Annotated in this window: 24 protein-coding genes; 13 read left to right on the top strand and 11 right to left on the bottom strand. The window is 48.9% G+C overall.

Going from position 1 to position 23,357, the window contains the following annotated elements:
* Nucleotides 1-33: 33 nt before the first annotated feature.
* The 8 genes from RCH83_RS14560 to RCH83_RS14525 form a co-directional block, all read right to left on the bottom strand.
* Nucleotides 34-1,155, bottom strand: a complete 1,122-nt coding sequence (locus RCH83_RS14560; protein ID WP_306523381.1) for an efflux RND transporter periplasmic adaptor subunit — start codon at nucleotides 1,153-1,155, stop codon at nucleotides 34-36.
* Nucleotides 1,156-1,257: 102 nt separating this feature from the next.
* Nucleotides 1,258-2,664 carry a hypothetical protein gene (locus tag RCH83_RS14555; RefSeq protein ID WP_306523379.1) on the bottom strand — a complete coding sequence of 469 codons (1,407 nt, stop codon included), beginning with the start codon at nucleotides 2,662-2,664 and terminating at the stop codon, nucleotides 1,258-1,260.
* Nucleotides 2,665-2,795: 131 nt separating this feature from the next.
* Nucleotides 2,796-3,602, bottom strand: coding sequence for a tryptophan synthase subunit alpha (trpA, locus tag RCH83_RS14550; protein ID WP_306523377.1), 807 nt, complete (start codon nucleotides 3,600-3,602; stop codon nucleotides 2,796-2,798).
* A gap of 14 nt (nucleotides 3,603-3,616) precedes the next feature.
* Entirely contained in the window at nucleotides 3,617-4,867 is a 1,251-nt protein-coding gene (trpB, locus tag RCH83_RS14545; protein WP_306523375.1) for a tryptophan synthase subunit beta, read from the bottom strand.
* Complete coding sequence (gene trpCF / locus RCH83_RS14540) at nucleotides 4,860-6,248, bottom strand: bifunctional indole-3-glycerol-phosphate synthase TrpC/phosphoribosylanthranilate isomerase TrpF (protein WP_306523373.1); 1,389 nt, start codon at nucleotides 6,246-6,248, stop codon at nucleotides 4,860-4,862. Before trpCF ends, trpB begins: the two co-directional genes overlap by 8 nt.
* Nucleotides 6,241-7,311 (bottom strand): anthranilate phosphoribosyltransferase, encoded by a 1,071-nt coding sequence (gene trpD / locus RCH83_RS14535; RefSeq protein WP_306523371.1) that lies wholly within the window; start codon nucleotides 7,309-7,311, stop codon nucleotides 6,241-6,243. Before trpD ends, trpCF begins: the two co-directional genes overlap by 8 nt.
* Complete coding sequence (locus RCH83_RS14530; protein ID WP_306523369.1) at nucleotides 7,308-7,925, bottom strand: aminodeoxychorismate/anthranilate synthase component II; 618 nt, start codon at nucleotides 7,923-7,925, stop codon at nucleotides 7,308-7,310. The genes trpD and RCH83_RS14530 overlap by 4 nt, the downstream gene beginning before the upstream one ends.
* Entirely contained in the window at nucleotides 7,922-9,511 is a 1,590-nt protein-coding gene (locus RCH83_RS14525; RefSeq protein ID WP_306523367.1) for an anthranilate synthase component 1, read from the bottom strand. The genes RCH83_RS14530 and RCH83_RS14525 overlap by 4 nt, the downstream gene beginning before the upstream one ends.
* A 580-nt stretch (nucleotides 9,512-10,091) precedes the next feature.
* Here RCH83_RS14525 and RCH83_RS14520 point away from each other — a divergent pair.
* The 5 genes from RCH83_RS14520 to rluB all read left to right on the top strand — a co-directional run bounded on the left by RCH83_RS14520 (nucleotide 10,092) and on the right by rluB (nucleotide 14,253).
* Nucleotides 10,092-11,027 (top strand): PHP domain-containing protein, encoded by a 936-nt coding sequence (locus RCH83_RS14520; protein WP_306523364.1) that lies wholly within the window; start codon nucleotides 10,092-10,094, stop codon nucleotides 11,025-11,027.
* A gap of 120 nt (nucleotides 11,028-11,147) precedes the next feature.
* Nucleotides 11,148-11,768, top strand: a complete 621-nt coding sequence (locus RCH83_RS14515) for an L-threonylcarbamoyladenylate synthase (RefSeq protein ID WP_306523362.1) — start codon at nucleotides 11,148-11,150, stop codon at nucleotides 11,766-11,768.
* A gap of 56 nt (nucleotides 11,769-11,824) precedes the next feature.
* Nucleotides 11,825-12,658 (top strand): ScpA family protein, encoded by an 834-nt coding sequence (locus RCH83_RS14510; protein WP_306523360.1) that lies wholly within the window; start codon nucleotides 11,825-11,827, stop codon nucleotides 12,656-12,658.
* A 57-nt stretch (nucleotides 12,659-12,715) separates the two neighbouring features.
* A complete protein-coding gene (gene scpB, locus RCH83_RS14505) occupies nucleotides 12,716-13,318 on the top strand; it encodes an SMC-Scp complex subunit ScpB (RefSeq protein WP_306523358.1) in 603 nt (200 codons plus the stop codon).
* Nucleotides 13,315-14,253 carry a 23S rRNA pseudouridine(2605) synthase RluB gene (gene rluB, locus RCH83_RS14500; protein ID WP_306523356.1) on the top strand — a complete coding sequence of 313 codons (939 nt, stop codon included), beginning with the start codon at nucleotides 13,315-13,317 and terminating at the stop codon, nucleotides 14,251-14,253. Before scpB ends, rluB begins: the two co-directional genes overlap by 4 nt.
* A 222-nt stretch (nucleotides 14,254-14,475) precedes the next feature.
* Here rluB and RCH83_RS14495 read toward each other — a convergent pair whose 3' ends face one another.
* The 3 genes from RCH83_RS14495 to RCH83_RS14485 form a co-directional block, all read right to left on the bottom strand.
* Nucleotides 14,476-14,670, bottom strand: a complete 195-nt coding sequence (locus tag RCH83_RS14495; RefSeq protein WP_306523354.1) for a hypothetical protein — start codon at nucleotides 14,668-14,670, stop codon at nucleotides 14,476-14,478.
* Between the two features lie 187 nt (nucleotides 14,671-14,857).
* Nucleotides 14,858-15,175 carry an EscU/YscU/HrcU family type III secretion system export apparatus switch protein gene (locus RCH83_RS14490; RefSeq protein ID WP_306523352.1) on the bottom strand — a complete coding sequence of 106 codons (318 nt, stop codon included), beginning with the start codon at nucleotides 15,173-15,175 and terminating at the stop codon, nucleotides 14,858-14,860.
* Nucleotides 15,176-15,177: 2 nt separating this feature from the next.
* Nucleotides 15,178-17,169, bottom strand: a complete 1,992-nt coding sequence (locus RCH83_RS14485) for a flagellar hook-length control protein FliK (protein WP_306523350.1) — start codon at nucleotides 17,167-17,169, stop codon at nucleotides 15,178-15,180.
* 100 nt (nucleotides 17,170-17,269) lie between these two features.
* Between RCH83_RS14485 and ccmA the strand changes: the two genes are divergently transcribed.
* Genes ccmA through RCH83_RS14445 form a run of 8 tightly spaced genes read left to right on the top strand, consistent with a single transcriptional unit; the run spans nucleotide 17,270 to nucleotide 23,294 of the window.
* Complete coding sequence (gene ccmA / locus RCH83_RS14480) at nucleotides 17,270-17,905, top strand: cytochrome c biogenesis heme-transporting ATPase CcmA (RefSeq protein WP_306523348.1); 636 nt, start codon at nucleotides 17,270-17,272, stop codon at nucleotides 17,903-17,905.
* Nucleotides 17,899-18,564 carry a heme exporter protein CcmB gene (gene ccmB, locus RCH83_RS14475; RefSeq protein WP_306523346.1) on the top strand — a complete coding sequence of 222 codons (666 nt, stop codon included), beginning with the start codon at nucleotides 17,899-17,901 and terminating at the stop codon, nucleotides 18,562-18,564. The genes ccmA and ccmB overlap by 7 nt, the downstream gene beginning before the upstream one ends.
* Nucleotide 18,565: 1 nt before the next feature.
* On the top strand, nucleotides 18,566-19,348 hold the full coding sequence (locus RCH83_RS14470; protein ID WP_306523344.1) for a heme ABC transporter permease: 783 nt from the start codon (nucleotides 18,566-18,568) through the stop codon (nucleotides 19,346-19,348).
* On the top strand, nucleotides 19,348-19,578 hold the full coding sequence (gene ccmD, locus RCH83_RS14465; RefSeq protein WP_306523341.1) for a heme exporter protein CcmD: 231 nt from the start codon (nucleotides 19,348-19,350) through the stop codon (nucleotides 19,576-19,578). Before RCH83_RS14470 ends, ccmD begins: the two co-directional genes overlap by 1 nt.
* Nucleotides 19,562-20,119, top strand: coding sequence for a cytochrome c maturation protein CcmE (ccmE, locus tag RCH83_RS14460; RefSeq protein WP_306523339.1), 558 nt, complete (start codon nucleotides 19,562-19,564; stop codon nucleotides 20,117-20,119). The genes ccmD and ccmE overlap by 17 nt, the downstream gene beginning before the upstream one ends.
* Nucleotides 20,119-22,101: a heme lyase CcmF/NrfE family subunit gene (locus RCH83_RS14455; RefSeq protein ID WP_306523337.1), complete on the top strand. Its 1,983-nt coding sequence runs from the start codon at nucleotides 20,119-20,121 to the stop codon at nucleotides 22,099-22,101. The genes ccmE and RCH83_RS14455 overlap by 1 nt, the downstream gene beginning before the upstream one ends.
* Nucleotides 22,094-22,723, top strand: coding sequence for a redoxin family protein (locus RCH83_RS14450; RefSeq protein WP_306523335.1), 630 nt, complete (start codon nucleotides 22,094-22,096; stop codon nucleotides 22,721-22,723). The genes RCH83_RS14455 and RCH83_RS14450 overlap by 8 nt, the downstream gene beginning before the upstream one ends.
* Entirely contained in the window at nucleotides 22,713-23,294 is a 582-nt protein-coding gene (locus RCH83_RS14445; protein ID WP_306523333.1) for a cytochrome c-type biogenesis protein, read from the top strand. Before RCH83_RS14450 ends, RCH83_RS14445 begins: the two co-directional genes overlap by 11 nt.
* The last annotated feature ends 63 nt before the right edge of the window (nucleotides 23,295-23,357 follow it).

Genomic DNA, 23,357 nt, shown 5'->3' with positions numbered 1-23,357 from the left:
AGGCAGCACACAGCATAGCGCTTTTGTAAAATTTTAAGGCGGCGGGGGTGAGTCGCGGCTGATCAATTCTACCTGTTGGCCATTATTTAAACCTTGTTGACCACGGACCACCAATTGGTCGCCAGGTTTAATATCAGACTGAATAATATAATAACTATCGGTACTGCCGAGCACATCAACATCCAGCCGCTCCACAGTGCCGTTGTTTTTCACCCGCCAGCTATGGTAGGTAATGCCTTCCAATTCAATGGCATCTGACGGCACTTTGGTAATATTGTCGGCTTTGACCGCCATGGTAATTTCCTGACGGTAGCCCACCAGAATATCCCTTCGGTCTTTGGCAGGGTGGTCAAAGTATAAAATCAGATTGTCTGAGGTACTGTCGAGTCGCTGGCTGACTTCCCGCAATTTCAGCGGTTTGCCATTAAAGTCGAATCTATGGCCTTTCAGCGCCACCACGTTCTGGTAAGCCAGCACCGGCAATTTACACTCAAGCTGTTTATTTTGTGTCGACATTAACTGCAAAATAGGTTGGCCTTCTGCCAGCTGGGCGCCAGGCTCAGAGTTCACCGCTATCACCTGCGCATCAAAAGGCGCATAGTGTTTTAATCTTTTATGCCGCGCTTCGGTCAGTTCCAGCTCCAGTTCCAGCCGTTGCATTTTTAAGCTGGCACTGTCCAGTTGCAGTTTAAATTTATTCATCTCAGCCGATGACGCCAGGCCTTTTTTGCTCAGCATATTGGCTCTGTTAAATTCATCGGCGGCAAAAGCTTTGGCGACCCGGGCTGATTCAATATCGGTGCGGATCAAGGCGATTTGCTGATTCAGATAAATATCGTCCTGCTCTGCTACCAACTGACCTTTTTTTACTGAGGTGCCAACGGGCAACAGTTGCATCAGCTCGGCGCTGGCATGGCTGGCAATTCGATATGTAATAGGAGCCGCAACCACACAGGGCAGGGTGTGAGTGACGTCGCTGTCATGGTGCAAAGCAGGTTCAATTGACACTTTTTTTGTTGTGGCATCAACGGCAAAACTGCTTGCCATACCCAAGGCCAGCACGGCAAATACAGCTGCACCCTTTTTGTTTTTGCACAACATCCAACTACTCCACCAGTACAGCAGCACAGGGCGCACTGCTGTAAAAGTGGGCATTTTAACCGCTATTGTGGCGTTCGTCAGGCTATTTTATCGCCTGCTAAGGCTGATCCAGCGCCTATGTGGTATCAGCCCGGGCAAAAGAGACGGCTGCAGTGGTTAATAATACCGGATCAACACCTGCTCTATCTCCAGATTGTCGCTGTCAGGATTAACTGTCAGCTCGATTGACTGGGAGCCCTGTTCTGCGTTTAAAGTCAGCAGTAGTTTGTCGCCGATACTCTGGGTATCTGCAAAACGACTGAGCATTTGTTTGCCATTTTCCGGGATCCCCAAAGCTTGCAGCATTTGTTTGCTTAAGGGGGCGTTGGCGTTATTTAAAAAAAGTGCCGGTGCCAGACGCACCGCTTTTACCACATCATCATTTAGCTGTAATTGCAGGTGATCACCAAACACTTGCCAGGTTTTTTCTTTACGTTCAACGACCTGATGTTGTTGCAATGCTAACAAAGAGCCAAGCTGACTTCGCTGTGGAGCCTGTTGCTGAGGCAGCGCCAGTGGGCTTAGCAACGGCAAAAGTTGCTGTAATGGCAGTGGTTGTGGTTGCAGTGCAATATAAGGTTCACCTTTTGCCATCAGCGAAAACTCAGTTAATAAGAGCAGTGCCGGTTTATTCTGTACCTGCTGATAGTGTTCAAACTTCAGGATCAGCTGATGTTGCTGGTTAGAAAGCACCAGCTCAGACTTATTGTTTTGTTGAAATGGCTGCTGTTTATCGTTCAGATATTGCTTTACGTCAGCAAGGGGGGCTTGGTAGGGCAAGTGACCGTCAAGTTGCCATTGCCGGTCAAAACGGCCACCCGGCTCTGCCAGATTGCTGCCATAACCTGACAATACCCGGTTCTGGTAATGGATTTGTTGCAGATCGTTGTTAAACACCAGCCAGAGGTAACGGCCATAAGCCCAGGCTTGCTGACCATTTTTCAGCCGGATCCGCACATCTGGCTCACCGGCCAATTGCAGCACCTGCGCCTGACTGATGCCAGGTAAAAAACCATAAGCACCTTGCGCTAAAGACACATCCTTACGTACTGGCAATTCTGCTTGTTCCAGCTCTGGGCTTGGGACTGGTTGGCTGCTTAAGTCAAAACTCAGACTGGACATGCTGCTGGGAACTGCACCGTTTTCATCAAAAGCTGCAGGTCGGGCAGACAGGCTGCGATCATCTGTGCAAAAACGGATCAAATCGGCAGATAGCAACAAGCGCCTGACCGAACTTTGCCCACTGTTTTTGGCAAGCCGGGTTTTAGTGGAGATGTCCTTGAGCAATACCGCATCGGCCTGATGATCATCAGCCAGCTGGCGCATTTGCTGAATTAATTCTTGTGTAACCCTATCCCGTTCTTGCTGATGACCTTTGTCGGTCAGAATCAGCACCTTGGCCAGACTTTGCTGGCTCAGAATTTCCGCAGTGCAGTTGGGTTGATAACTGAGCACAGGAGGCAATTCGCCGGCGAAGGCAGGTGCAAGCATAAATGTAAAAATTGATGCCGTTATCCTTAACATCAGGTTGTCCTTATTGTCATTGTTAAGGCTAACTTAGTTAAGTTACAACATTTTTGCAATAATAATGTCCCGGTAAGTGCCTGACACTTACCGGGTTTTATGTTGGGCTTTTAACTGTGATCACAAGTTCGTCAGCTTTGGGTTGCGTTTTTCATTGCTGCGACAAAACCGGCCAGCTCTGCCAGCAGTATTGCTGGCTCACCCTGATGTTTTTCAATGATTTGCACTATGGCAGAACCCGAAATAGCACCGGCGGCGCCAGCGGCCAAAGCAGCTTTGACATGTTCTGGTTTGGAAATACCAAAACCCAGCAAAGTGGGTGCTGCATGCACATCCTTGAGCTGTTGCACCAACTGTGACGCTGGCATAGTGGCTACTGTTTCTGTACCTGTCACGCCGGCGCGGCTTAACAAATAAGTGTAACCACGACCATAACTTGCCAGTTCATTTAAACCATCAGCGTCAATATTAGGTGGAGCAATAAAAATCTGCGCAATATCATGCTGTTGCGCTGCCTTTCTGAACATCTGGCTTTCATGCAGCGGCACGTCAGCAATCAGTATTGAATCCACACCGGCAGTTTTGGCTTGTTGGTAAAAATGCCCGATACCACGCGCCATCACCAGATTGCTGTACAACAATAAACCAATTGGAATATCGGCATCATAAGCGCGGATTTTGGCAATTAAATCAAAACATTGTGCTGGCGTAACCCCGGCCGCCAAAGCGCGGATATTGGCGTTTTGAATGGTCGGGCCATCGGCAATAGGGTCGGAAAACGGAATGCCCAGCTCTAAAGCGTCAGCGCCGTTGTCGATCAGCGTTTTGATAATGGCAAAAGACAAATCCAGCGAAGGATCGCCGATAGTGACAAAAGGTACAAAGGCACCCTGGTTAGCTTCTTTTAAACGCCTGAACATCAAATCATAACGTAACATATTCAATCCTTTATTTATTTGCCCTGATGCTGACGATCATTGGCCTGTTCATTCAGTTGCCTTTGGGCAATTTCTGCCGCCTGATGTTCAGCCAGCACTGTCATCACATGGCCTAAATCTTTGTCACCACGACCGGATAAATTCACCAAAAGCACAGTAGGCTCGGTGGCGGCTTCGGCCATTTTTAGTGCATGGGCTAAAGCGTGCGAGCTTTCCAGCGCCGGAATAATACCTTCGGTTTTGGCCAGCAGCTGAAAGGCCGCCAAAGCTTCATCATCGTTAATGGCGACATACTGAGCGCGGCCAATAGAAGCTAAATAAGTATGTTGTGGGCCAACGGCAGGGTAATCCAAACCTGCGGAAATAGAATAAGATTCTTCAATCTGGCCATCCGTTGTTTGCATTATGGCGGTATAAGCGCCGTGCAAAATACCAAAACTGCCGGTTGAAAGCGCAGCGCCATGCTGATGGGTATTGATACCCATGCCACCAGGTTCTACACCAATCAGTTTCACTTCTTCATCGGGAATAAAGTCGGCAAAGATACCTATGGCGTTGGAGCCACCACCGACACAAGCCAAAACTGCATCCGGCAATTTGCCTTCAGCTTCAAGAATTTGTTGTTTGGCTTCTTCGCCAATCATTTTCTGAAATTCCCGTACTATGGTCGGGAAAGGGTGCGGGCCGGCCGCTGTGCCGAGCAGATAATGGCTGGTGGCATAACTTGCTGACCAGTCGCGCATGGCTTCATTCACTGCATCTTTTAGAGTGCCTGAGCCTGCAGTGACCGGAATCACAGTCGCGCCCATCAGTTTCATCCGGAACACGTTGGGTGCCTGGCGTTCAATATCTTTGGCACCCATATAAATTTTGCAGTTAAGCCCCAAAAGGGCACAAGCCAAAGCTGTGGCTACACCATGCTGGCCGGCACCGGTTTCGGCAATAATGTCTTTTTTGCCCATCCTTTTGGCAAGTAAAGCCTGTCCCAACACCTGATTGGTTTTATGGGCGCCGCCATGTAATAAATCTTCGCGTTTTAAATAAATTTTCACCAGCGGGTTGGGGCTGATATTGCGGCACAACGTCAGTGGAGTGGGACGGCCGGCATAATGGGTCAGCAGATGCTGGAACTCGGCCAGAAAGGCCGGATCCTGCTGTGCATCAACAAATGCCTGCTCCAGCTGACGCAGCGCCGGCACCAATAATTGCGGCACAAACATGCCGCCGTATTCACCAAAATAAGGGTTTAATAAAGGCTTAGTCATAACTGAATTCTCTGATCTGTTGAAAAGCATTGGCAATTTTGGCCGGATCTTTGACGCCAGGGGCGCTCTCCAGGCCTGAGTTCATATCAAGACCGGCCACCGGCAGCGGCAGGGCTTCGATGACATTGTCCGGGCTTAAACCGCCGGCGAGCAGCAGTTTGTTGTCGAAATCCCGGGCGAACTGCTGTTGCAACAGCGCCCAGTCAAAACGCACGCCGGTGCCGCCTGGTAAACCTTGTTGATAACTGTCCAGCACCACTTTGTCGGCAAGCTGAGTAAAAACAGGCAGTTTGTCTTTGACTCTGTAGGCTTTCCAGATGGCTGTGGTTTTAGGCAATAAGGCTCTGAGTTTAAAAAGGTATTCATCGTCTTCATCACCATGCAGCTGCACAGCGCTTAACTCTAACTCGTGAGCTGTCATCGCCACTTGTTCCGCTGTTTCGTTCACAAAAACCCCAACAAAATTCAGTGGCGCAGCTGCAATGATGCTGGTCGCCTGTGCCAAATTCACTGCACGTGGCGAGGCCGGATAAAAAATCAAGCCGCCATAATAAGCTCCGGCCTGATACACAGTTTGTGCCTGCTCTGCAGTGGTTAAACCACAAACTTTATGCGTGCCCAGCACTAAAGCACGTACCGCATTTTCCAGATCCGGCTCTGCCATTAAAGCGCTGCCGACCAAAAAGGCTTTGGCCACTTTACGCAGCTTTCGCACCTGCGGATTAAAATAAATACCGGATTCAGATACGACAAGGGTACCGGGCGGGATCAGCCTGGCGAGGCGGAAACTGGTGTCTAAGTTGGTGGTTAAAGTGCGTAAGTCGCGGTTATTAATGCCAATCAGCTCAGCTTTCAGTGCCACTGCCCTGAAGGTTTCGGCTTCGTTACTGACTTCGGTCAGCACTGTCATACCAAGCTCATGTGCAACTTTGGCCAGCTTTTGATATTCGTCGTCTGTTAATACCGACAACATCAGCAGCACTGCATCGGCGCCGTTTAGCCTGCCCAAATAAATCTGGTATGGATCGATAATAAAATCTTTGTGAAGCAGCGGTTGGCTGACTTTTTGCCGCATGCTTGCTAAATACGTATAACTTCCCTGAAAAAACTTTTCGTCGGTCAGCACCGAAATACAGTCAGCATATTTGCCATACACAACGGCAATTTCGTCTAAATCAAAATTGGCGCGGATTAAGCCTTTGGAAGGCGACGCTTTTTTGCACTCCAGAATAAAACGGGCTCCGGGCTGCAACAGCGCCTGCAAAAATTTGCGTGATGTTGGTTTTACATCGGCAATAAAAGTCTCAAGCGGCTGAGTTATTTTGCGCTCGCTTACTTCTAACCTTTTGTGGTTAATAATATTTTCTAACACATTAGCCATAACTGGCCTCCTGTAACAACGCTAGGGGTCGCATGGCTGCGTCTGTTTGTAAAAGCGCTAAAACTTGCTGGCAATTGGCGACTAAGTCTTCACCACGGCCACAAATTTTCAGCATAGCGGCGACATTAGCGGCAATAGCAGCCTGATGCGCCTGCGGTGCTGTGCCATTTAAAATAGCAAGGCTGGCTGCCGCGTTGTGGCTGGGGTCGCCGCCTTTGAGTGCACTCAGTGGTTGGGGTGCCAGGCCAAAATCGGCGGCTGTTAAAGTAAATTCATACAGTTCACCATCCCGTACTTCACACACCTGAGTAATGCCGTGCAAAGCAATTTCATCACAACCGGCACCATGCACTACCCAGGCGCGTTTAACACCCAGCTGTTTCAGCGCTTGGGCCATCACTCTGCATAGTTTGGCGTCGTATACACCCAAAAGCTGAAAATCCGGTGCGGCGGGGTTTAATAAAGGCCCGAGCAGGTTAAATAAAGTGCGGGTTTTAAGCGCTGTGCGAACCGGCATGGCATGACGGATGCCCGGGTGATACACAGGCGCAAATAAAAAGCTGACACCGGCTTTATCCAGGGCGCTGACGGCTTGCGCCGGCCTCATCTGAATATTCACGCCAAGCTTTTCAAATAAATCGGCCGAGCCACTTTGGGAGGACACACTGCGGTTGCCATGTTTGCTGACGCTCAGGCCCATAGCAGCAGCCACTATGGCAGCTGTGGTGGAGATGTTAATGGTGTTGCTGCCATCACCGCCTGTGCCACAACAATCAATACTGTGTTTGTTATTCACCGGCAAAACTGTGGCTGCAGCACGAAAAGCCAGCGCTGCACCGGCAATTTCATCGGCTGTTTCACCTTTCAGTTTTAGTGTTATTAATACTGCCGATAACAAAACAGGCTCCACTAAACCAGCGGCCACTGCGGCAAAAAAGGCTTCACTTTGGGCCTGACTAAGCGATTCACCTGCCAATAATTGCTGTAAATAAGGCTGGGCGTTAAAGCTGCTCTCTGCTGTCTGAGCCTGAGCTGGGGTCGTCGCTTGATTGATTGTTGTCATTCGGCACCTCCCAGAAAAGCCAGACTTTGCGCCAATAAAGGTTTACCCAGCGTCGTTAAAATCGACTCAGGGTGAAACTGAAAACCCAGCACCTTGTGTTCGGCATGATAAATAGCCATTGGAATATGCTGATATCTTGCAATGACTTGCAGGCTATCAGGCACCTGAGTGGCCATCAAAGAGTGATAACGCGCCACAGCAAAAGGTCTTGGCAGGTTGTGAAACACCGGATGTTCATCCAGCTCAATCAGGGATGTTTTGCCATGCACTGTTTCACCTGCACGCCCGACTGTGCCACCATAATGTTCTACCAGCGCCTGATGACCCAGGCAAATGCCCAGCATCGGGAACACACCGGCGCAAAGCTGAATAAGTGCCGGCATAGAGCCTGCTTCGGACGGAGCGCCGGGGCCTGGGGACAATAACAACAACACTTTGTTGGTTTTGGCATCTTGCTGCATTTTGGCAAAAATAAACTCAGCCGGCACCGTATTGCGGTACAGCTTTAATTCACAATGAAGCTGCGCCAGTTCATCCACCAGGTTGTAGGTAAAAGAGTCTTTGTTATCCAGCAGATAGACGATGGTTTTGCTGGTCGTTGTTGTTGCATTCATTGTGCACCTCCGGCGGCCAGAATAGCTGTCACTACTGCCTGGGCTTTACTGCGGGTTTCGTCGGCTTCTGCTTTGGCGATGGAGTCATACACCACACCGGCGCCGGCCTGAATATAGGCGGTGCCAGCTTCGACATAAGCACTGCGAATAACAATACAACTGTCAAAATCACCGTTACCGGATAAATAACCGACAGCACCACCATAACTGCCGCGGCGTTTACTTTCCACCTGGCGAATCAGCTCGGCCGCTCTTACCTTGGGCGCGCCAACCAAAGTGCCCATATTCATACAGGCCTGATACGCGTGCAGTGCATCCAGCTGAGGTTTTAGTGTGCCTACCACTCTGGATACCAGATGCATCACATAAGAATAACGGTCCACTTTAAGCAGCTCTTTGACATAACGACTGCCGGGTACGCTGATACGGGCCACGTCGTTACGGGCTAAATCCACCAGCATTAAATGTTCGGCTTTTTCTTTGTCATCTTGTCTGAGCTCCAGCTCAATACGGCTGTCTAAATCGCGGTCAATCTGGCCCAGGGCTTTAAAACCACGGCGTCTGGTACCGGCGATAGGGTAAATTTCCACCTGACGGCTTTTGGCATCAAATTTCAGCGCCGACTCAGGCGATGCGCCAAACAGCTCGAATGTGCTGTCACGCAGGAAAAACATATAAGGGCTGGGGTTTTGTTGTTTGAGTTTGGCATAAGCGGCAAGCGGATTGGCACAAGGCAAGCTAAAACAGCGGCTTGGCACCACCTGAAACACATCTCCTGCAACGATGTTTTCTTTCAGGTTTTCTACCTGAGCAATAAAAGCGGCATCATCGATATCAACCTGCACCGCGGCAACCTGCTGCGCGCCCGCCTGCTGTGCGGATGCTGTTGCCTGATCTTGCAGCATCTGACTCAGTTGCTCCAGTCGGTTGCCCACCACAAAACAATTGGCCATGGCACTTTCGCCACAAAAAATATTGCCAATTAAGCGGCTTTGTTGCGCCTGATGGTCCAGCACCAACAAGGTTTCAGCCACATAAAATAAATAATCCGGGCAGCGGTTAGCGCCTGTTGGCACTTCGGGCAGCTGCTCTACTGTGGCCACCATGTCATAACCAATGACACCGCCTAAAAAGATGGCAAAAGGCTCATTGCTATGGCTAAAAAGTTCATGCTGCAATACGCGCAAAACATCAAAAGGGTTGGCGGCAATCAGTTTGCTGTCTTCATCCAGCAAAGGATCGGGGCGGGTAAACTGGCAAATCAACACAGAAGCATCATCTGCCAGGCGCAGGCTGGCTTTGCCTTGTAACTTGTCGTGTAAAAAAGGCAGCAGCAGTTTGCCGTTGTTGGTAATGGCCTCAACTGTCACTTGCCCGCCGTTGCATTCAATGCGCAGTGCGGCATCCAGTAACATCAGGCTTTTGAGATTGTCTTTGCTGTCAATTTCGGCAGATTCAAGCAGCAACGAATATCGGCTTTGCCCTGCTAAATGCTGGTAACAAGCCAGCGGATCGGCCTGATAAGGCACTGTCTGACTGATGCTGGCTACCTGGCCAGCTTGTTGGGTGATATGGCTGAAAATCATTGGTCTTTCCTTACAAAACCCGCCTTGGCGGGGCTGATCTGCGGTTTGTGCCGCGAAGATCAGCAGCTGTTAGTTACAATAGTCCAAAGCAGGGCCTGTGCCCCCGACAGAAAACTGCCACCATCGCCAGGAAATTAACGCTACTAAGCTCATGTTTTTAATCCTAATTTGTTTCGTTTATCGTTTTAACATCAAAAAAAAAGCCCGTTTCGTGAAAACGGGCTCTTGGGGTTTATTCAGGGTAAACAACACCAACACACGCCCGTTAAGGAGTATGCCACCACCAGTTGGTTAAGGTTGTTTGTAACATCATTCTGAGTACACCCTGCGAAAATCTGCCCCTATCAAACCGCAGAAGCTTATGTTTCGTCAAGCTGGATTTGGCATAAATGCAAAATAAAACGTATAAAAGTCTGGATGGCTATGATTTTCTTTAGCAGCGCTGTGCTAGCTGTGTTTTGTGAGTACAGCTTTGTTGATACCTGCGTGCGGATGCTGTGGTGATGCCAGCTTTAACAGAATAACCGCAGCTGACGTTGCTTTTGTGGCACAATGACGGCCGTTTTTACTGAGATTTGCCATGAAAATAGATTTACACAGCCACACTTTTTGCTCAGATGGCATTTTAAGCCCGGAAGATTTAGTCGCGCGCGCCGTTGAAAAAAAACTCAATGTGCTGGCCATTACCGATCATGACACAGTGGCAGGCCTTGGCGCAGCAGCAGCTTATATCAAAGATCAACAACTGCCGCTGCAGCTGATTGATGGTGTGGAAATCTCAACCTCCTGGTACGAATTTGAAATTCATATTGTCGGTTTGCAGATTGACCCCAATAACAGCGAATTTTTATTAAGGCTTGAAAGCCAGCAACAAAGACGGCTGGAACGTGCCACTGAAATGGCACGGCGTTTAACCAAATTTCAGGTGCCGGATTGTTTGCCAGCCGTGCTGGAACTTGCCAATGGCGCTGCGCTCACCCGCACCCATTTTGCCCGCCATCTGGTGAATATTGGTAAAGCCAGCTCGATGAACAACGTGTTTAAAAAATATCTGGCGCGTGGCAAAGCTGGTTATGTGCCGAATAACTGGGTCGATTTAGCCACAGCTGTGCAGTGGATCCACGACGCCGGTGGTGTGGCTGTGCTGGCCCATCCGCTGAAATACAACCTTAATGGAAAATGGTTAACCAAACTGATGCGTGAATTTGCGCTGGCCGGTGGTGATGCCGCCGAAGTGGCGTCGCCACAACAAACGCCGGTGCAAAAACGCGAGATCTGGCGGCTTTGCCAGTTATTTGAACTTAAAGCTTCAGTTGGCTCAGATTTTCACCAGCCAACCCAATGGAATGAGCTGGGGCGCGGTTTATATATGACCGACGATATTATTCCTATCTGGCAAGACTGGCAGTTTAAAACCTTTGCCAATACCGAAGTCGATTTTTCCCTTGATGCGGACATCGATACGAGCGTTAAAACCAGCGAAACTGCTGAAGAATTTTTGCCTTTGCCGCCATAACAGCTTGCTTGAATATTGGCTAAATCCTTGCTATTGCTAATAAAAGATTAAAACAGCAACGCTAAAAATTTAAAAACAGCGACATTTATCTTAAGAAAAGTGGCGCTGACAGGGAGCTTTATGAGTCAGTTTTTTTATGTGCATCCGGAAACACCGCAACAACGCTTAATTAAACAAGCGGTGCATATTATTAAACAAGGTGGGGTTGTAGTGTACCCAACCGACAGTGGTTATGCGCTGGGTTGTCATATTGGTGATAAAGCGGCGATGGAGCGTATTTTACAAATCCGCCAAATCAGTGGTGATCATCATTTAACTTTGATGTGCCGCGATTTATCCGAACTGTCGATTTATGCCAAAGTAGAAAACACTGCATTCCGGTTGATTAAAAACAACACCCCTGGTGCTTATACTTTTATTTTGCGTGGTACCAAAGAAGTGCCAAAACGCTTGCTGAACGAAAAGAAAAAAACCGTCGGTTTACGTATTCCCGATCATAAAATTGCGCTGGCGCTGCTGGAAGAATTAGGTGAGCCGTTAATGTCGAGCAGTTTAATTTTGCCAGGGCAGGAATTTACCGAGTCCGATCCGGAAGATTTACGCGACCAGCTCGAACGGCAGGTGGACTTGATTATGCACGGTGGTGTGTTGCCGGGTAATCCAACCACAGTGGTGGATTTATCTGACGATGTCGCCGTCATCATCCGCGAGGGCGCTGGCCCGGTAGCACCGTTTTTGTAAGCGGGCTAGATTTCCAAAAACGACATTGCCAAAAACTCAATTGCCAAAAGCAGGCCATGAACCCAACCACAGAGCTCACAGTTGAAACCACCCTGGCGCCTTTAACCATTCAGGCGCCATTACCGTTGGCTTTTGTGCGTGGTGAAGCTGTGCTGGAGCGGCCGGAAGATTTATATATTCCGCCCGATGCGCTGGAAGTGTTGCTGGAAGCTTTTGAAGGGCCGCTGGATTTTTTGCTTTACCTGATTCGAAAACACAAATTTGATATTGTTGATTTGCCGGTGAATGACATTACCCAACAATATATGGCTTATATCGACCTGATGCAGGGCATGAATTTTGAGCTGGCGGCTGAATATCTGGTGATGGCGGCAATGCTGGCGGAAATTAAATCACGGTTGTTATTGCCGGTGCATGTACATCAGGCCGCTGAAGAGCTGGACCCAAGGGCAGAGCTGATTCGCCGTTTGCAGGAATATGAACGGTTTAAACAAGCTGCTACTGATTTAGACGGTCTGCCACGCGAAGAACGTGACTTTTTTCCGGTAAAAACCGAACTGGCCGACAATTTTGCACCTTTGGTGATTTTGCCCGAAGTGTCGCTTGCAGATTTAGTGGCTGCGCTTGCTGATGTGGCGAAAAGAGTGAAAGATTTTCAGCATCATCATATTTCTAAAGAAAAATTATCCACCCGCGAGCGCATGAGCCAGATTTTACAGTTGCTAAAAGAAAAACAAGGTTATTTATTGTTTGAACAATGTTTTTCGCTTGAAGAAGGCAGAGCAGGGGTGGTGGTGAGCTTTTTGGCCATCTTAGAGCTCACCAAAGAAAAACTGGTGCAACTGACACAGGTGCAAGCCTATGGTCAGATCCATCTGAAATTGGCATAATGGCGGCGTTTTCCCGCCTGCCCTCAACCACAGGCTTACCACCTACAGGATGTTCTATTGGCCAGCAAAATTAATGACAGCCAATTATTGCAGTTGCTTGAAGCAACTTTGTTTGCCAGCGAAAGGCCATTAACCACGGACGATTTAACTGCCACTGTACTGGCCGATTTTCAGCTGTCGAAAAAACGGCTGGCTGATGCACTAAAGCAGTTGCAACAGGATTATCAGGGCAGGGGCATTGAACTGGTGGAAACGGCAACGGGTTATCGTTTTCAAACCAAAAGTGAATGGAGCGACTATCTGGCCAGACTCTGGCCCGAACGTTCACCGCGTTATTCCAGAGCTGTATTGGAAACTCTGGCGCTTATTGCCTATCGTCAACCCATCACCCGCGGTGAAATTGAAGCTGTGCGGGGGGTGACGGTCAGTAGCCAGATCATCCGTACTTTGCTCGACCGGAACTGGGTGAAAGTGGTGGGGCACAAAGATGTGCCGGGTCGGCCGGGTTTGTATGCCACCACACCGGAATTTTTAAATTATTTTGGTTTAACTTCATTGTCGGCTTTGCCGGCTTTAACTGAATTTTCTGCACAAGCAGCGATGACGCTCGATAGCGCGTCTTTATTAAACACAGTCGCGATGACTGAGGAGACTTTATGAGTGAAAAGTTACAAAAAATCCTGGCCCGTTCTGGTGTAGGTTCACGTCGTGAAATGGAAACCTGGATAAGTGCTGGCCGTGTCACTGTGGACGGCAAAGTAGCGCAGCTGGGCGACAGAGTGATCCCAACGCAAATAGTGCGGGTTGATGGTCATCCGGTAAAACTGGCTGCTGAAGCCGAACAAATCTGCCGTGTCATTGCATACCACAAACCTGAAGGTGAAATTTGTTCGCGCACCGATCCGGAAGGGCGGCCAACGGTATTTGACCGTTTACCTAAAATCCGTGGTTCACGCTGGATTGCGATAGGCCGGCTTGATATTAATACCTCAGGTTTATTGTTGTTTACCACAGACGGCGAGCTGGCGAACCGTTTAATGCACCCCAAATTTGAAGTAGAACGTGAATATGCGGTGCGGGTCTTTGGTGAAGTGACAGACGCTATGATCCAAAAATTACGCACCGGTGTTGAGCTGGAAGACGGTAAAGCGGCTTTTAAAAAGATTAAAGCCAGTGGTGGTGAAGGCATTAACAAGTGGTTTAACGTCACCCTGACCGAAGGCCGCAACCGTGAAGTGCGCCGCATGTGGGAATCGCAGGGGGCTGTGGTGAACCGTTTGATCCGGGTACGTTATGGTGATTTATTGTTGCCAAAACATTTACCGGCCGGTGGTTACACCGAATATGCACTGGAAGAAGTGAACTATCTGCGTAAAGTTGTGCATATGGATTACGAAACTGAAACCCTGGCCAAACCGGAAGACAAAGAAGAACGTCGCCGCCGTATGGCTTCTATTAAAAGGGCAGTGCGTAAGCATCAGATTTTATTAAAAAATCCTGAAAAAGCGCCCAAACCGGAAAGAACACATCAACCGGAAAAACCGGCCCGTCCGGCCAAACCAGCTTTTAAAGGTAAAAAACGCACCCGTACCTGATAGCGTTGAGTTGATGTTGTGCAGCACCGGCTTTTTGCTGCTGCAATGCCGGTACAGCATGCACTTCAGCAATACCGTGCATCCTGTACATCACCGGCTTTTTGCTGCTGCAATGCCGGTACAGTATGTACCTCAACAGTACCGTACATCCTGTACATAAAAAAAGAAAACGCCTGTGGTTGTTGCCACAGGCGTTTTTGTTTTTAGCTGTTTTAACTGAATTTAATAATAAATATCAGATACCTGGTGAATTTGTGGTTCGTCCTGAAGCTCTTCAAAACTAACGGCAAAATGTTTGTCATTATCATGTAAATCGGATAAATACACTGCTCTGTCCTGCGCGTCTATCCAGCTGACAATACCCACACCTTTTTTGCTTTGACACAACATGCCGAGTTTCAGATCTTGTACGTTCATCAGCGCACCTCATTCAGTTGATATTCAATTAGGACTTATCAGGTTAGACGAAGAAAAACGCTTTACAGATCTCCGACCAGTTGAAATGACCGCTAAGTCAGCTATTTTACAGTAAATTTATTTTTCTGTGGCGGCGGAATAAAGCAGGGGAAATTCATAAAAGGGCAGGTTTACGGTTTTATTGGTGTTAGGTTTTTAAATCAATACGTTCGTGGATATTTTGCCAGTTGTCGGGGAATTTGCCTTGCAGCACATAAGAAAAGGCAATGAGTTCGGCCACTAATAAATACAGCTCTTTGGGAATTTGGTCACCCAGCTCCATTTGTTTTAATAACTTACTCAGCTCTTCATCTTCATGCACTAAAATGCCGTGTTCTTTGGCCAATGCAATAATTTCATCGGCTAAATCACCATGACCTTTAGCAACAATAGTGGGCGCTTTGCCCGGTGTTTTGTTGTCGTAATGCAGGGCTATGGCAGCTTTGTCTTTATTGGTTTTTGTCATGCTTATACCTTAATGGCCAATAAACTATTGCTGCGCTGGTATAGCTGCGGTGGAATTTTACCCAGCTGACATTGTGCTTCACTGACACTGAGCCCCTGTAATTTCAGCCGGTCTTTAAACAGCGGTAAAAACTGCTGTGCAGTGCTCACCACTTTTTCCTGCTCGGCATAAAACTGCAGGCTGACGTCCTGACCTGTTAAGCGTACCTGCACCAGTAAAGGGCCAAGTTCGGCCAAATCAAATTTCATTGTCAGTTGCCATTGCCTGGTTTTGCCGCTGCCGCCTTTGCCATCGCCTTCACGCTCGCTGATGGCAAGTTCAGCAAAGCGGCTGTCGCCTTGTTGTTGCAACGGCAACTGAATAAAAAGTTGCTGGTTTTGCTGAGGTTGTTGTTGCTGTTCCACTGTTGCAAACTGCGACCCCTGCAAGGTGCTGCTATGGCTGGATAACTGCCGTAACAAATTGCTGCTTTGGTTGGTGTCCAATTGACCAATCAACTGCTGCAGTTTAGCCGCTGTTGCTGTTTTGGGCTCCGGTCCTGTTAAACCTGCCAGTCTTCCCAGCAATAATTGCAAAGCAACAGCCAAAGTACCGGCGCTGGTCCCGGTGCTGCTTGCCATATTTTCTGGCATGGCTTGTAGCGGATTAAATTGCAAAGCTGCGTTTAGCTGCTGCGCCAGCTGGCTGCTTTGAATAGGGCGGGCAACATCCAGGGTTTGGGTTTTTAACTCAGTTAAAACCGCATTTACCGCTGCCGGTAAATCGGGCAGAACACGAAGTGGATCTGCTTTGGCGCCGGAAAGCGGTAACCATTGCCGCCATAAAGGCGCAACATCCACAGTGGTTTTTACCTGCTGTTCTGTTGTTTTGGCTTGCCAGAGCAAAGGCCGGTTTAGCTGGTTTGGACTGAGCTCAAGCACGGCAGTTTTGGCAGTGGCCGGGCTTATTTGCAATTGCCAATTGGTTTTATCCGGGTTTTTATCGCTGACGCCCTGTAGTTGCCATTGGGCTTTAGTTGCCTGAGCGGCAGGGGTTTTATCAGTCAGCAGCTGCATCACAGCCTTGGGCAGTTCTGCTGAATTGGTGTTTAACAGTGCTTTTGCCAATAAAGGCGCCAGTTCGCGGTTTTGCGCTGAGCTAAACAACACTTCTTTGCCTGTTGTACCGCTGTTTGTGCTGCTGTTATCCCGGCCTGTGTTTGCAACTGCGTGGCTCGCTGCATCTCTGATAGTTGCAGCAGTTGTTGGCGTTTTGTTGGCTGCTTTGTCAGTGCCAGCAAGATTCATCTCAGCTGTCAGCTGTAATTTGATTTGCAGCTGATGTTGTTTCACTTCAAGTTGTAACAATGCCTGCAGGGGTTGTTGCTCCGGCCAGTTTTTACTTTGTGGTAAAAAACTCAAAGGCAGTTGCAGCTGGCGCTGATTAGGCAGTTGCACTAACAGCTGATTGCCCACCCGTTTTAGCTGTACAACAAGTTGTAGCTGGTTGTTTTCACCTTTGGCTCCCATCACATCAAGCAGCTGGGCCGCTGTTAAAGCGACTGTGGGGAATGGCGTTTGTTGTGGCTGAGTTTGCAGCTGAACTTGCAACTGAATTTGGCCTGATGGCAGCTGCTGTATGGCCAGATTCAGTTTTATCTGGCCGGCTACGTTGTTTGTGGTGTTTTGTTGAAAGCCTGATAAGGCGCTTTGGTTCAGCGCCTGGCTTTGATTCGACGCTGAACCCTCGCCAGAGGATACACCTTGCGGCGTCATCACCGCAGTTGTGTTTTGTCCGGCCAGTACCAGTGCAGTTTGTTGTGGAGTTAACTTAATTTGCACCGGGCCTTGCGGCGTGCTCATTTGTAATTGGCTGCTGCCGTCACGGCCAATATTTAACAAACCCTGATACAGGGTGTCGGGGCTCAGTTTCAGCGGTGCCAGCGGGCTTGTTGTTGCCGTCTGGTTGACTGTACTGCCAATGTGCAACAAAGAATCAAGATTGATCTGGTTCATAATTTTGGCTGTTAAAGCGGCTATCAAGGTTATAGCGCATGCGTATTCTAACGCCAATATGTTAAGATGCGCGCTGTTTTTTTTGATGGCTGTTTTTCTGGTGACAACAAGTCTATTAAGCGCTTTTGCTCTGAGTTGTGTCCGGCAAGACCGGGTGTTATTCGACGCTGTTGATGTGACACTGGCGGCCGGTGAGCTATTGCATATCAGTGGTAAAAATGGCGCCGGTAAAAGCAGTTTATTACGTATTCTGGCGGGCCTTGCGATGCCTGACGAAGGTGAAGTGTTGTGGTGTGGCGAGCCGCTCTCTCACAGACAGCCACACAGCGATTTTGCTCAGTCTTTATGTTTTATCGGCCATTTAAGTGGTGTGCAGCCACAGCTCACCGCCCTTGAAAATCTGGAGTTCTGGCAAGCGGCTTTTCAGCTGAAACAGGCCGACCCTTATGCCGTGCTGGCAACTTTAGGTTTGGCAGGTCTTGAAGATATTCCTTGTCAGATGTTATCAGCCGGTCAGCAGCGCCGTGTGTCTTTAGCGCGGTTGTGGTTAACCCAGGCCAAACTCTGGATTTTAGACGAGCCTTTTACTGCACTGGATCAAAGTGCCATCAAGCTGTTGCAACAACAATTTAAACAACATCTGGAACAAGGCGGCGCCATTATTCTGACCACTCACCAGGCCATGGAACAACAATTTCCACAAAGCCGTACCCTGGAGCTGGTGTACCGATGGTAATGTTTAAAGCCGCTTTTGTGCGCGAATGGCGATTACTCGCCAGACAAAAAGCCGATTGGCTGAATCCATTGATGTTTTTTGTCATAGTGTTGACTTTGTTCCCGCTGGGTATTGGTGCCAAACCGAATTTATTAGCTGAAATTGCGCCAGGTATTATCTGGATAGCGGCGCTTTTGAGTGTGCTGTTGGGCGCTGAGCGTTTATTTAAAGAAGATTTTCGTCAGGGCACTTTAGAGCAGCTGGTGGCGGCGGATGAGCCGTTATTTGCTTATGTGCTGGCCAAAATAACCAGTAGCTGGTGCAGCACGGCTTTGCCGCTGTTATTCATATCACCGCTGATTGCATTATTGCTTGGGCTTAATGCTGCGGCCTGGCAGGCGATAGTGCTGAGTTTGCTGCTGGGCACACCGTTATTAAATTTATTGGCGGCACTTGGCGCAGCGCTGACTTTATCTGCCGATAAAGGCGGAATTCTGCTGGCCTTACTGATTTTACCTTTGTATATTCCGCTGCTGATTTTTGCCAGCGCCGCCGTGGATAATGCCACGCTGGGGCTGGACTATTCAGCACAATTAGCCGTATTAGCTGCCATGTTATGTCTGGCAGCCGCTTTGGTGCCGCTGGCGGTATTAAAAGCGTTAAGATTAAACGTGGGGTGATATGTTTAAGTGGCTTGATCCATATGCTAAACCTGAAACTTTATACCGTATTTGTGGTTTGTGGTTTCCATGGTTAATGACTTTGGCCGTTTTGACGCTGCTGCTTGGCACTGTCTGGGGTTTGGGGTTTACGCCGGCTGATTACCAGCAAGGTGACAGCTACCGCATTATTCATATTCACGTGCCTGCCGCTATTTGGTCTATGGGCGCTTACAGCAGCATGGCGATTGCCGCTTTTATTGCCCTGGTGTGGCAAATTAAAGTAGCGCAGTGGGCTGTTGGCGCCATTGCGCCTATTGGTGCTGTGTATACGCTGATAGCACTTTTAACCGGTATGGCATGGGGCAAACCTATGTGGGGCACCTGGTGGGTGTGGGATGCCAGGCTGACATCTGAACTGATTTTATTATTTTTATATTTAGGTGTGATTGCGCTTTCCGGCGCTTTTGCCGATCGGCAAATGGGCGCCAAAGCTTCGGCTTTATTGGCTGTAGTGGGGGTAGTGAATCTGCCCATTATTCACTTCTCCGTGGAATGGTGGAACACCCTGCATCAGGGCGCCACTATCACCAAATTTGCCAAACCTTCCATTGACCCATCGATGCTGTGGCCTTTGCTGCTCAGTATTTTAGGTTTTGCCTTGTTGCTGGCGGCGCTGACCTGTTTACGCCTTCGCACCGCCATTTTGCTGAATGAACAACACAGGCCATGGGTACGGGCTTTGGCGCAGCAGTCTGATCAGAAAGGCAATGTGCCGCAAACTAACGCAGGGCGGACTGTCTGATGCCGGAATTTTATTTTGAGTCTTTGAGTGCCTTTTGGCAGATGGGCGGTTATGCACTTTTTGTCTGGTTGTCTTTTGGCAGTACCTACGGCCTGTTGTTCGGTCTTTGGTGGTATAGCCAGCGTAGCCAAAACCGTATTTTGCAGGATTTAGCCAAAAAACAAAGCCGTGAACAACGGGTGCGTGCCCAGCAACAACAAGAGGAAGAAGCCAATGAATCCAAGACGTAAACAGCGGCTGATGGCGGTCAGTGCCATTTTGTTGTTATTAAGTGGTGCTGTAGGTGCCATGTTGTATGCGCTGAATGAAAACGTTGATTTGTTTTATACCCCAACCCAGCTGTTAGAGGGTTTAGGCGAAGACAAGGTAAAACCTGTGCCCGGTCAGCGGTTACGTATTGGCGGTATGGTGGTGCCGGGCTCAGTAAAACGTGATGACAGTAGCTTAAAAGTCAGTTTTGCGCTGGTGGACACCGGCCCAACAGTCACAGTGCACTACGACGGCATTCTGCCGGACTTGTTCCGCGAAGGGCAGGGCATAGTGGCACAAGGCACCTTAATGGACGCCACTAATATTCAGGCCACTGAAGTGCTGGCCAAACATGATGAAGAATATATGCCACCTGAAGTGGCTGAAGCGGTAAAAGGCATTAAACATGTGGCGCCCAAATATACTTATCCGGCAGCAGGTAATGCTGCTGCCAGGCCTGATGCGGCGACTGCAACTGAACAACAAGCAGATAAAGCAGCAACAGAAGGCGGAACCCAATAATGATGCCTGAGATTGGTCAGCTCTCCTTGATATTTGCTTTTGCCTTGTCGGTGCTGCTGGCGCTGGTGCCGGTATACGGCAGTTACAGCGGCAATGTCCGGGCTTTGTTATTGGCTAAACCTTTGGCCATAGGTCAGTTTTTATTCAGCGCCATAGCTATGGCCTGCCTGATGTACGCTTTTTATCACAGCGACTTTACTGTGATTAACGTGGCCAGTAACTCGTCCAGCATGCTGCCCTGGTATTTTCAGCTGACCGCCAGTTTTGGTTCACACGAAGGCTCTATGCTGCTGTGGGTCACTATTCTGACCTTCTGGACAGCGCTGGTGGCGGTGTTTTCCAAATCATTACCACTGCTGATGCAAGGCCGTATTCTGGCGGTGCTTGGGTTTATTTGTGTGGGTTTTATTGCCTTTTCGTTGTTTATGTCAAATCCGTTTGAGCGCAGCCTGCCGTTTTTTCCGGTGGAAGGCCGTGACTTAAACCCGCTGCTGCAAGACTTTGGCATGATAGTACACCCGCCTTTGTTGTACGTCGGTTATGTTGGTTTTGCCGTTTCTTTTGCTTTTGCTATTGCTGCACTTTGGGGCGGTAAATTTGACAGCACCTGGGCACGTTGGGCGCGACCGTGGACGCTGGCGGCCTGGTTGTTTTTAACCCTTGGCATTATGCTCGGCAGCTGGTGGGCTTATAACGAACTCGGCTGGGGCGGCTGGTGGTTCTGGGATCCGGTGGAAAACGCTTCTTTTATGCCCTGGCTGGTTGGCACTGCATTGCTGCATTCGCTGGCTGTTACTGAAAAACGCGGCACCTTTAAATCCTGGACTGTGTTATTGGCAATTGCCGCATTTTCCTTAAGTTTAATGGGCGCCTTTTTAGTGCGCTCCGGTGTGCTGGTTTCGGTACATTCTTTTGCGTCCGACCCAAGCCGTGGTTTGTATTTATTGGCGTTTTTACTGCTGGTGGTCGGCGGTTCGTTATTTTTGTATGCGCTGCGCATGAATGCTGTGCGCTCGCAGGCAAGGTATCAGCTGTTTAGCCGTGAAGTGTTGTTGTGGGGCAATAACGTGTTTTTACTGACAGCCACGCTGGTGGTGTTTTTAGGCACCTTGTATCCGCTGTTTCACAAAGAATTAGGCCTGGGTTCTATTTCCATCGGTGAGCCGTTTTTTAACCAGCTGTTTTATTATCTGGTGATCCCTTTTAGTTTGTTGCTTGGTCTTGGCCCCTGGGTGCGCTGGAAACAACAACAGCTGCCCCCTTTGTTAAAACCTCTGACTTTGGTTGCGCTGCTGGCGTTAACTATTGCTATTGGTTATCTGGCGGCCACGCAGTCGCTGGCTGCCAATCTGGCGTTATTAGGTTGTTTGCTGGGTGCCTGGGTCGGCATGTCGGCTATTGGTGAAGTGTATCAGCGTGCGCAGCAGCTGGGTGGTTTTAGCTCAGGTATCAGCAGGTTACAGGCCAGTCACTGGGGCATGACATTCGCGCATATTGGTTTTGCCGTGCTGGTGATTGGTGTTGCTATGACCAAAACCCTGAGTGTGGAAAAAGACGTGCGGATGAAAATTGGTGACACAGTGGAGCTGAACGGTTACCACTTTACCCTGACCGACGTTTATGCACTGAATGGCCCGAACTATGGTGGTCAGGCGGCAGAGCTGGAAGTGTATAGCGAGGGTGAAAAAGTCACCCATCTGCATGCGGAAAAACGTTTTTATCCGCTGCAAAAAACCGTGATGACCGAAGCTGCTGTGCATGCACGTTTAAGCCGTGATTTATATGTGGCGCTTGGTGAAGAACTGAGCGGGCCTTCCTGGGCCATGCGGGTGTATGTCAAACCTTTTGTGCGCTGGATTTGGCTGGGCGGTGTGTTGATGGCCTTTGGTGCTTTGCTGGCGCTGTTAGATAAAAGATACCGCAGCAGCACAGTGAAAGTTCGTGAAAAAACAGCAGAAATTGCCGGAGTAGAACATGCGTAAGTTTCTGTTTTTTATTCCTTTTGTGCTTTTTATAGCGCTGGCAGCATTTTTATTCAGTGGTTTATTTTCTGACCCGCGCCAACATGGCTCTGCACTGGTCAGTAAAACCCTGCCTGCCTTTGAATTACCGGATTTAATGGCGCCAACAACGCTTTACAACGCTGAAAAACTTAAAGGCAAAGTGTATTTACTGAATGTCTGGGGGCTCTGGTGTCCGACTTGTAATGCTGAACTTGGTTTTTTAACTGAACTTCGGAAGCAAGGCATTGATATTGTTGGTTTGTATTATGTGCAACCGCAAGACAGCGCTTTTGGTGAAAGTTTTGATTTAACCAAGTTGCAACAGGATGTAGTGAAGAAGTTGCAGGAACAAGGCGACCCTTACCGGCTGAATATTCTTGATGAAAAACGCAGCCTGATTTTTGATTTAGGGGTAACAGGCGCACCTGAAACTTTTTTAATTGACGCTAAAGGCCAAATCCGTGCCCATCATGTGGGGGATATTAACCCGCAAAACTGGCCGGCTTTAGGGGCGCAATATCAGGCTTTGCTTGAAGAAGCTGCTGAACACAAGCCAACAGCTGAAGCTGCAACAACTGCCGGAGCTGCTTATGCTAACTAAGTTTCAAAGCAAGCTACAAAAATTGCAGTGGCTTAAAACGCTGCTGTTGTCGTTGGTTTTATTAACGCCTTTTACAACTAGCGCCGCAGAAGAGCTGATGCAGTTTAAAGACGCACAGCAGCAGGCGCTTTATCGTGAGCTGACGGCTGAACTGCGTTGTCCTAAATGCCAAAACCAGAATATTGCCGACTCCAACGCTGTAGTGGCGGTGGATATGCGTGAAAAAACCTATCAGCTGGTGCAGCAAGGGCAAAACAAAGAACAAGTCATTGATTTTATGAAACAACGTTATGGCGACTTTGTGCATTATCAGCCGCCGGTGCAGTGGAGCACCATCTGGTTATGGCTGGCACCTTTGTTGTTGGTGGCGGGTTTGTTTTTTGTGATGCTGCAAAAACAGCGTAAAGCACAAAGTGATGCTGGGGAGCAGGGCGCTGGCAAGATAATGGCGGCGGATCAAGAACTGGAACAACAGTTACAGGCGCTGATTAATCAGGCCATGCTGAACCAAACAAACCAGACAAGCCAGACAAACCAAACGAAACACCAATCAGCCAGGGAGCCGGATTAATGTTGCTGCAATTAAGCTTAGCCGCTTTGTGTATGGTGGCGTTGGTGGTGCTGTTGTTATGGT

This window comes from Rheinheimera sp. (genome assembly GCF_030824435.1).
Classification (GTDB): Bacteria; Pseudomonadota; Gammaproteobacteria; order Enterobacterales; family Alteromonadaceae; genus Pararheinheimera.
Note: the sequence above shows the minus strand (reverse complement) of the source record. Positions and strands in the feature narration are given on the sequence as shown.

Coding starts and splice junctions, on each gene's coding strand:
- RCH83_RS14560 (WP_306523381.1), bottom strand. CDS start 1,155: ATGCCCACTTTTACAGCAGTGCGCCCTGTGCTGCTGTACTGGTGGAGT.
- RCH83_RS14555 (WP_306523379.1), bottom strand. CDS start 2,664: ATGTTAAGGATAACGGCATCAATTTTTACATTTATGCTTGCACCTGCC.
- trpA (WP_306523377.1), bottom strand. CDS start 3,602: ATGTTACGTTATGATTTGATGTTCAGGCGTTTAAAAGAAGCTAACCAG.
- trpB (WP_306523375.1), bottom strand. CDS start 4,867: ATGACTAAGCCTTTATTAAACCCTTATTTTGGTGAATACGGCGGCATG.
- trpCF (WP_306523373.1), bottom strand. CDS start 6,248: ATGGCTAATGTGTTAGAAAATATTATTAACCACAAAAGGTTAGAAGTA.
- trpD (WP_306523371.1), bottom strand. CDS start 7,311: ATGACAACAATCAATCAAGCGACGACCCCAGCTCAGGCTCAGACAGCA.
- RCH83_RS14530 (WP_306523369.1), bottom strand. CDS start 7,925: ATGAATGCAACAACAACGACCAGCAAAACCATCGTCTATCTGCTGGAT.
- RCH83_RS14525 (WP_306523367.1), bottom strand. CDS start 9,511: ATGATTTTCAGCCATATCACCCAACAAGCTGGCCAGGTAGCCAGCATC.
- RCH83_RS14520 (WP_306523364.1), top strand. CDS start 10,092: ATGAAAATAGATTTACACAGCCACACTTTTTGCTCAGATGGCATTTTA.
- RCH83_RS14515 (WP_306523362.1), top strand. CDS start 11,148: ATGAGTCAGTTTTTTTATGTGCATCCGGAAACACCGCAACAACGCTTA.
- RCH83_RS14510 (WP_306523360.1), top strand. CDS start 11,825: ATGAACCCAACCACAGAGCTCACAGTTGAAACCACCCTGGCGCCTTTA.
- rluB (WP_306523356.1), top strand. CDS start 13,315: ATGAGTGAAAAGTTACAAAAAATCCTGGCCCGTTCTGGTGTAGGTTCA.
- RCH83_RS14495 (WP_306523354.1), bottom strand. CDS start 14,670: ATGAACGTACAAGATCTGAAACTCGGCATGTTGTGTCAAAGCAAAAAA.
- RCH83_RS14490 (WP_306523352.1), bottom strand. CDS start 15,175: ATGACAAAAACCAATAAAGACAAAGCTGCCATAGCCCTGCATTACGAC.
- RCH83_RS14485 (WP_306523350.1), bottom strand. CDS start 17,169: ATGAACCAGATCAATCTTGATTCTTTGTTGCACATTGGCAGTACAGTC.
- ccmB (WP_306523346.1), top strand. CDS start 17,899: ATGGTAATGTTTAAAGCCGCTTTTGTGCGCGAATGGCGATTACTCGCC.
- RCH83_RS14470 (WP_306523344.1), top strand. CDS start 18,566: ATGTTTAAGTGGCTTGATCCATATGCTAAACCTGAAACTTTATACCGT.
- ccmD (WP_306523341.1), top strand. CDS start 19,348: ATGCCGGAATTTTATTTTGAGTCTTTGAGTGCCTTTTGGCAGATGGGC.
- ccmE (WP_306523339.1), top strand. CDS start 19,562: ATGAATCCAAGACGTAAACAGCGGCTGATGGCGGTCAGTGCCATTTTG.
- RCH83_RS14455 (WP_306523337.1), top strand. CDS start 20,119: ATGATGCCTGAGATTGGTCAGCTCTCCTTGATATTTGCTTTTGCCTTG.
- RCH83_RS14450 (WP_306523335.1), top strand. CDS start 22,094: ATGCGTAAGTTTCTGTTTTTTATTCCTTTTGTGCTTTTTATAGCGCTG.
- RCH83_RS14445 (WP_306523333.1), top strand. CDS start 22,713: ATGCTAACTAAGTTTCAAAGCAAGCTACAAAAATTGCAGTGGCTTAAA.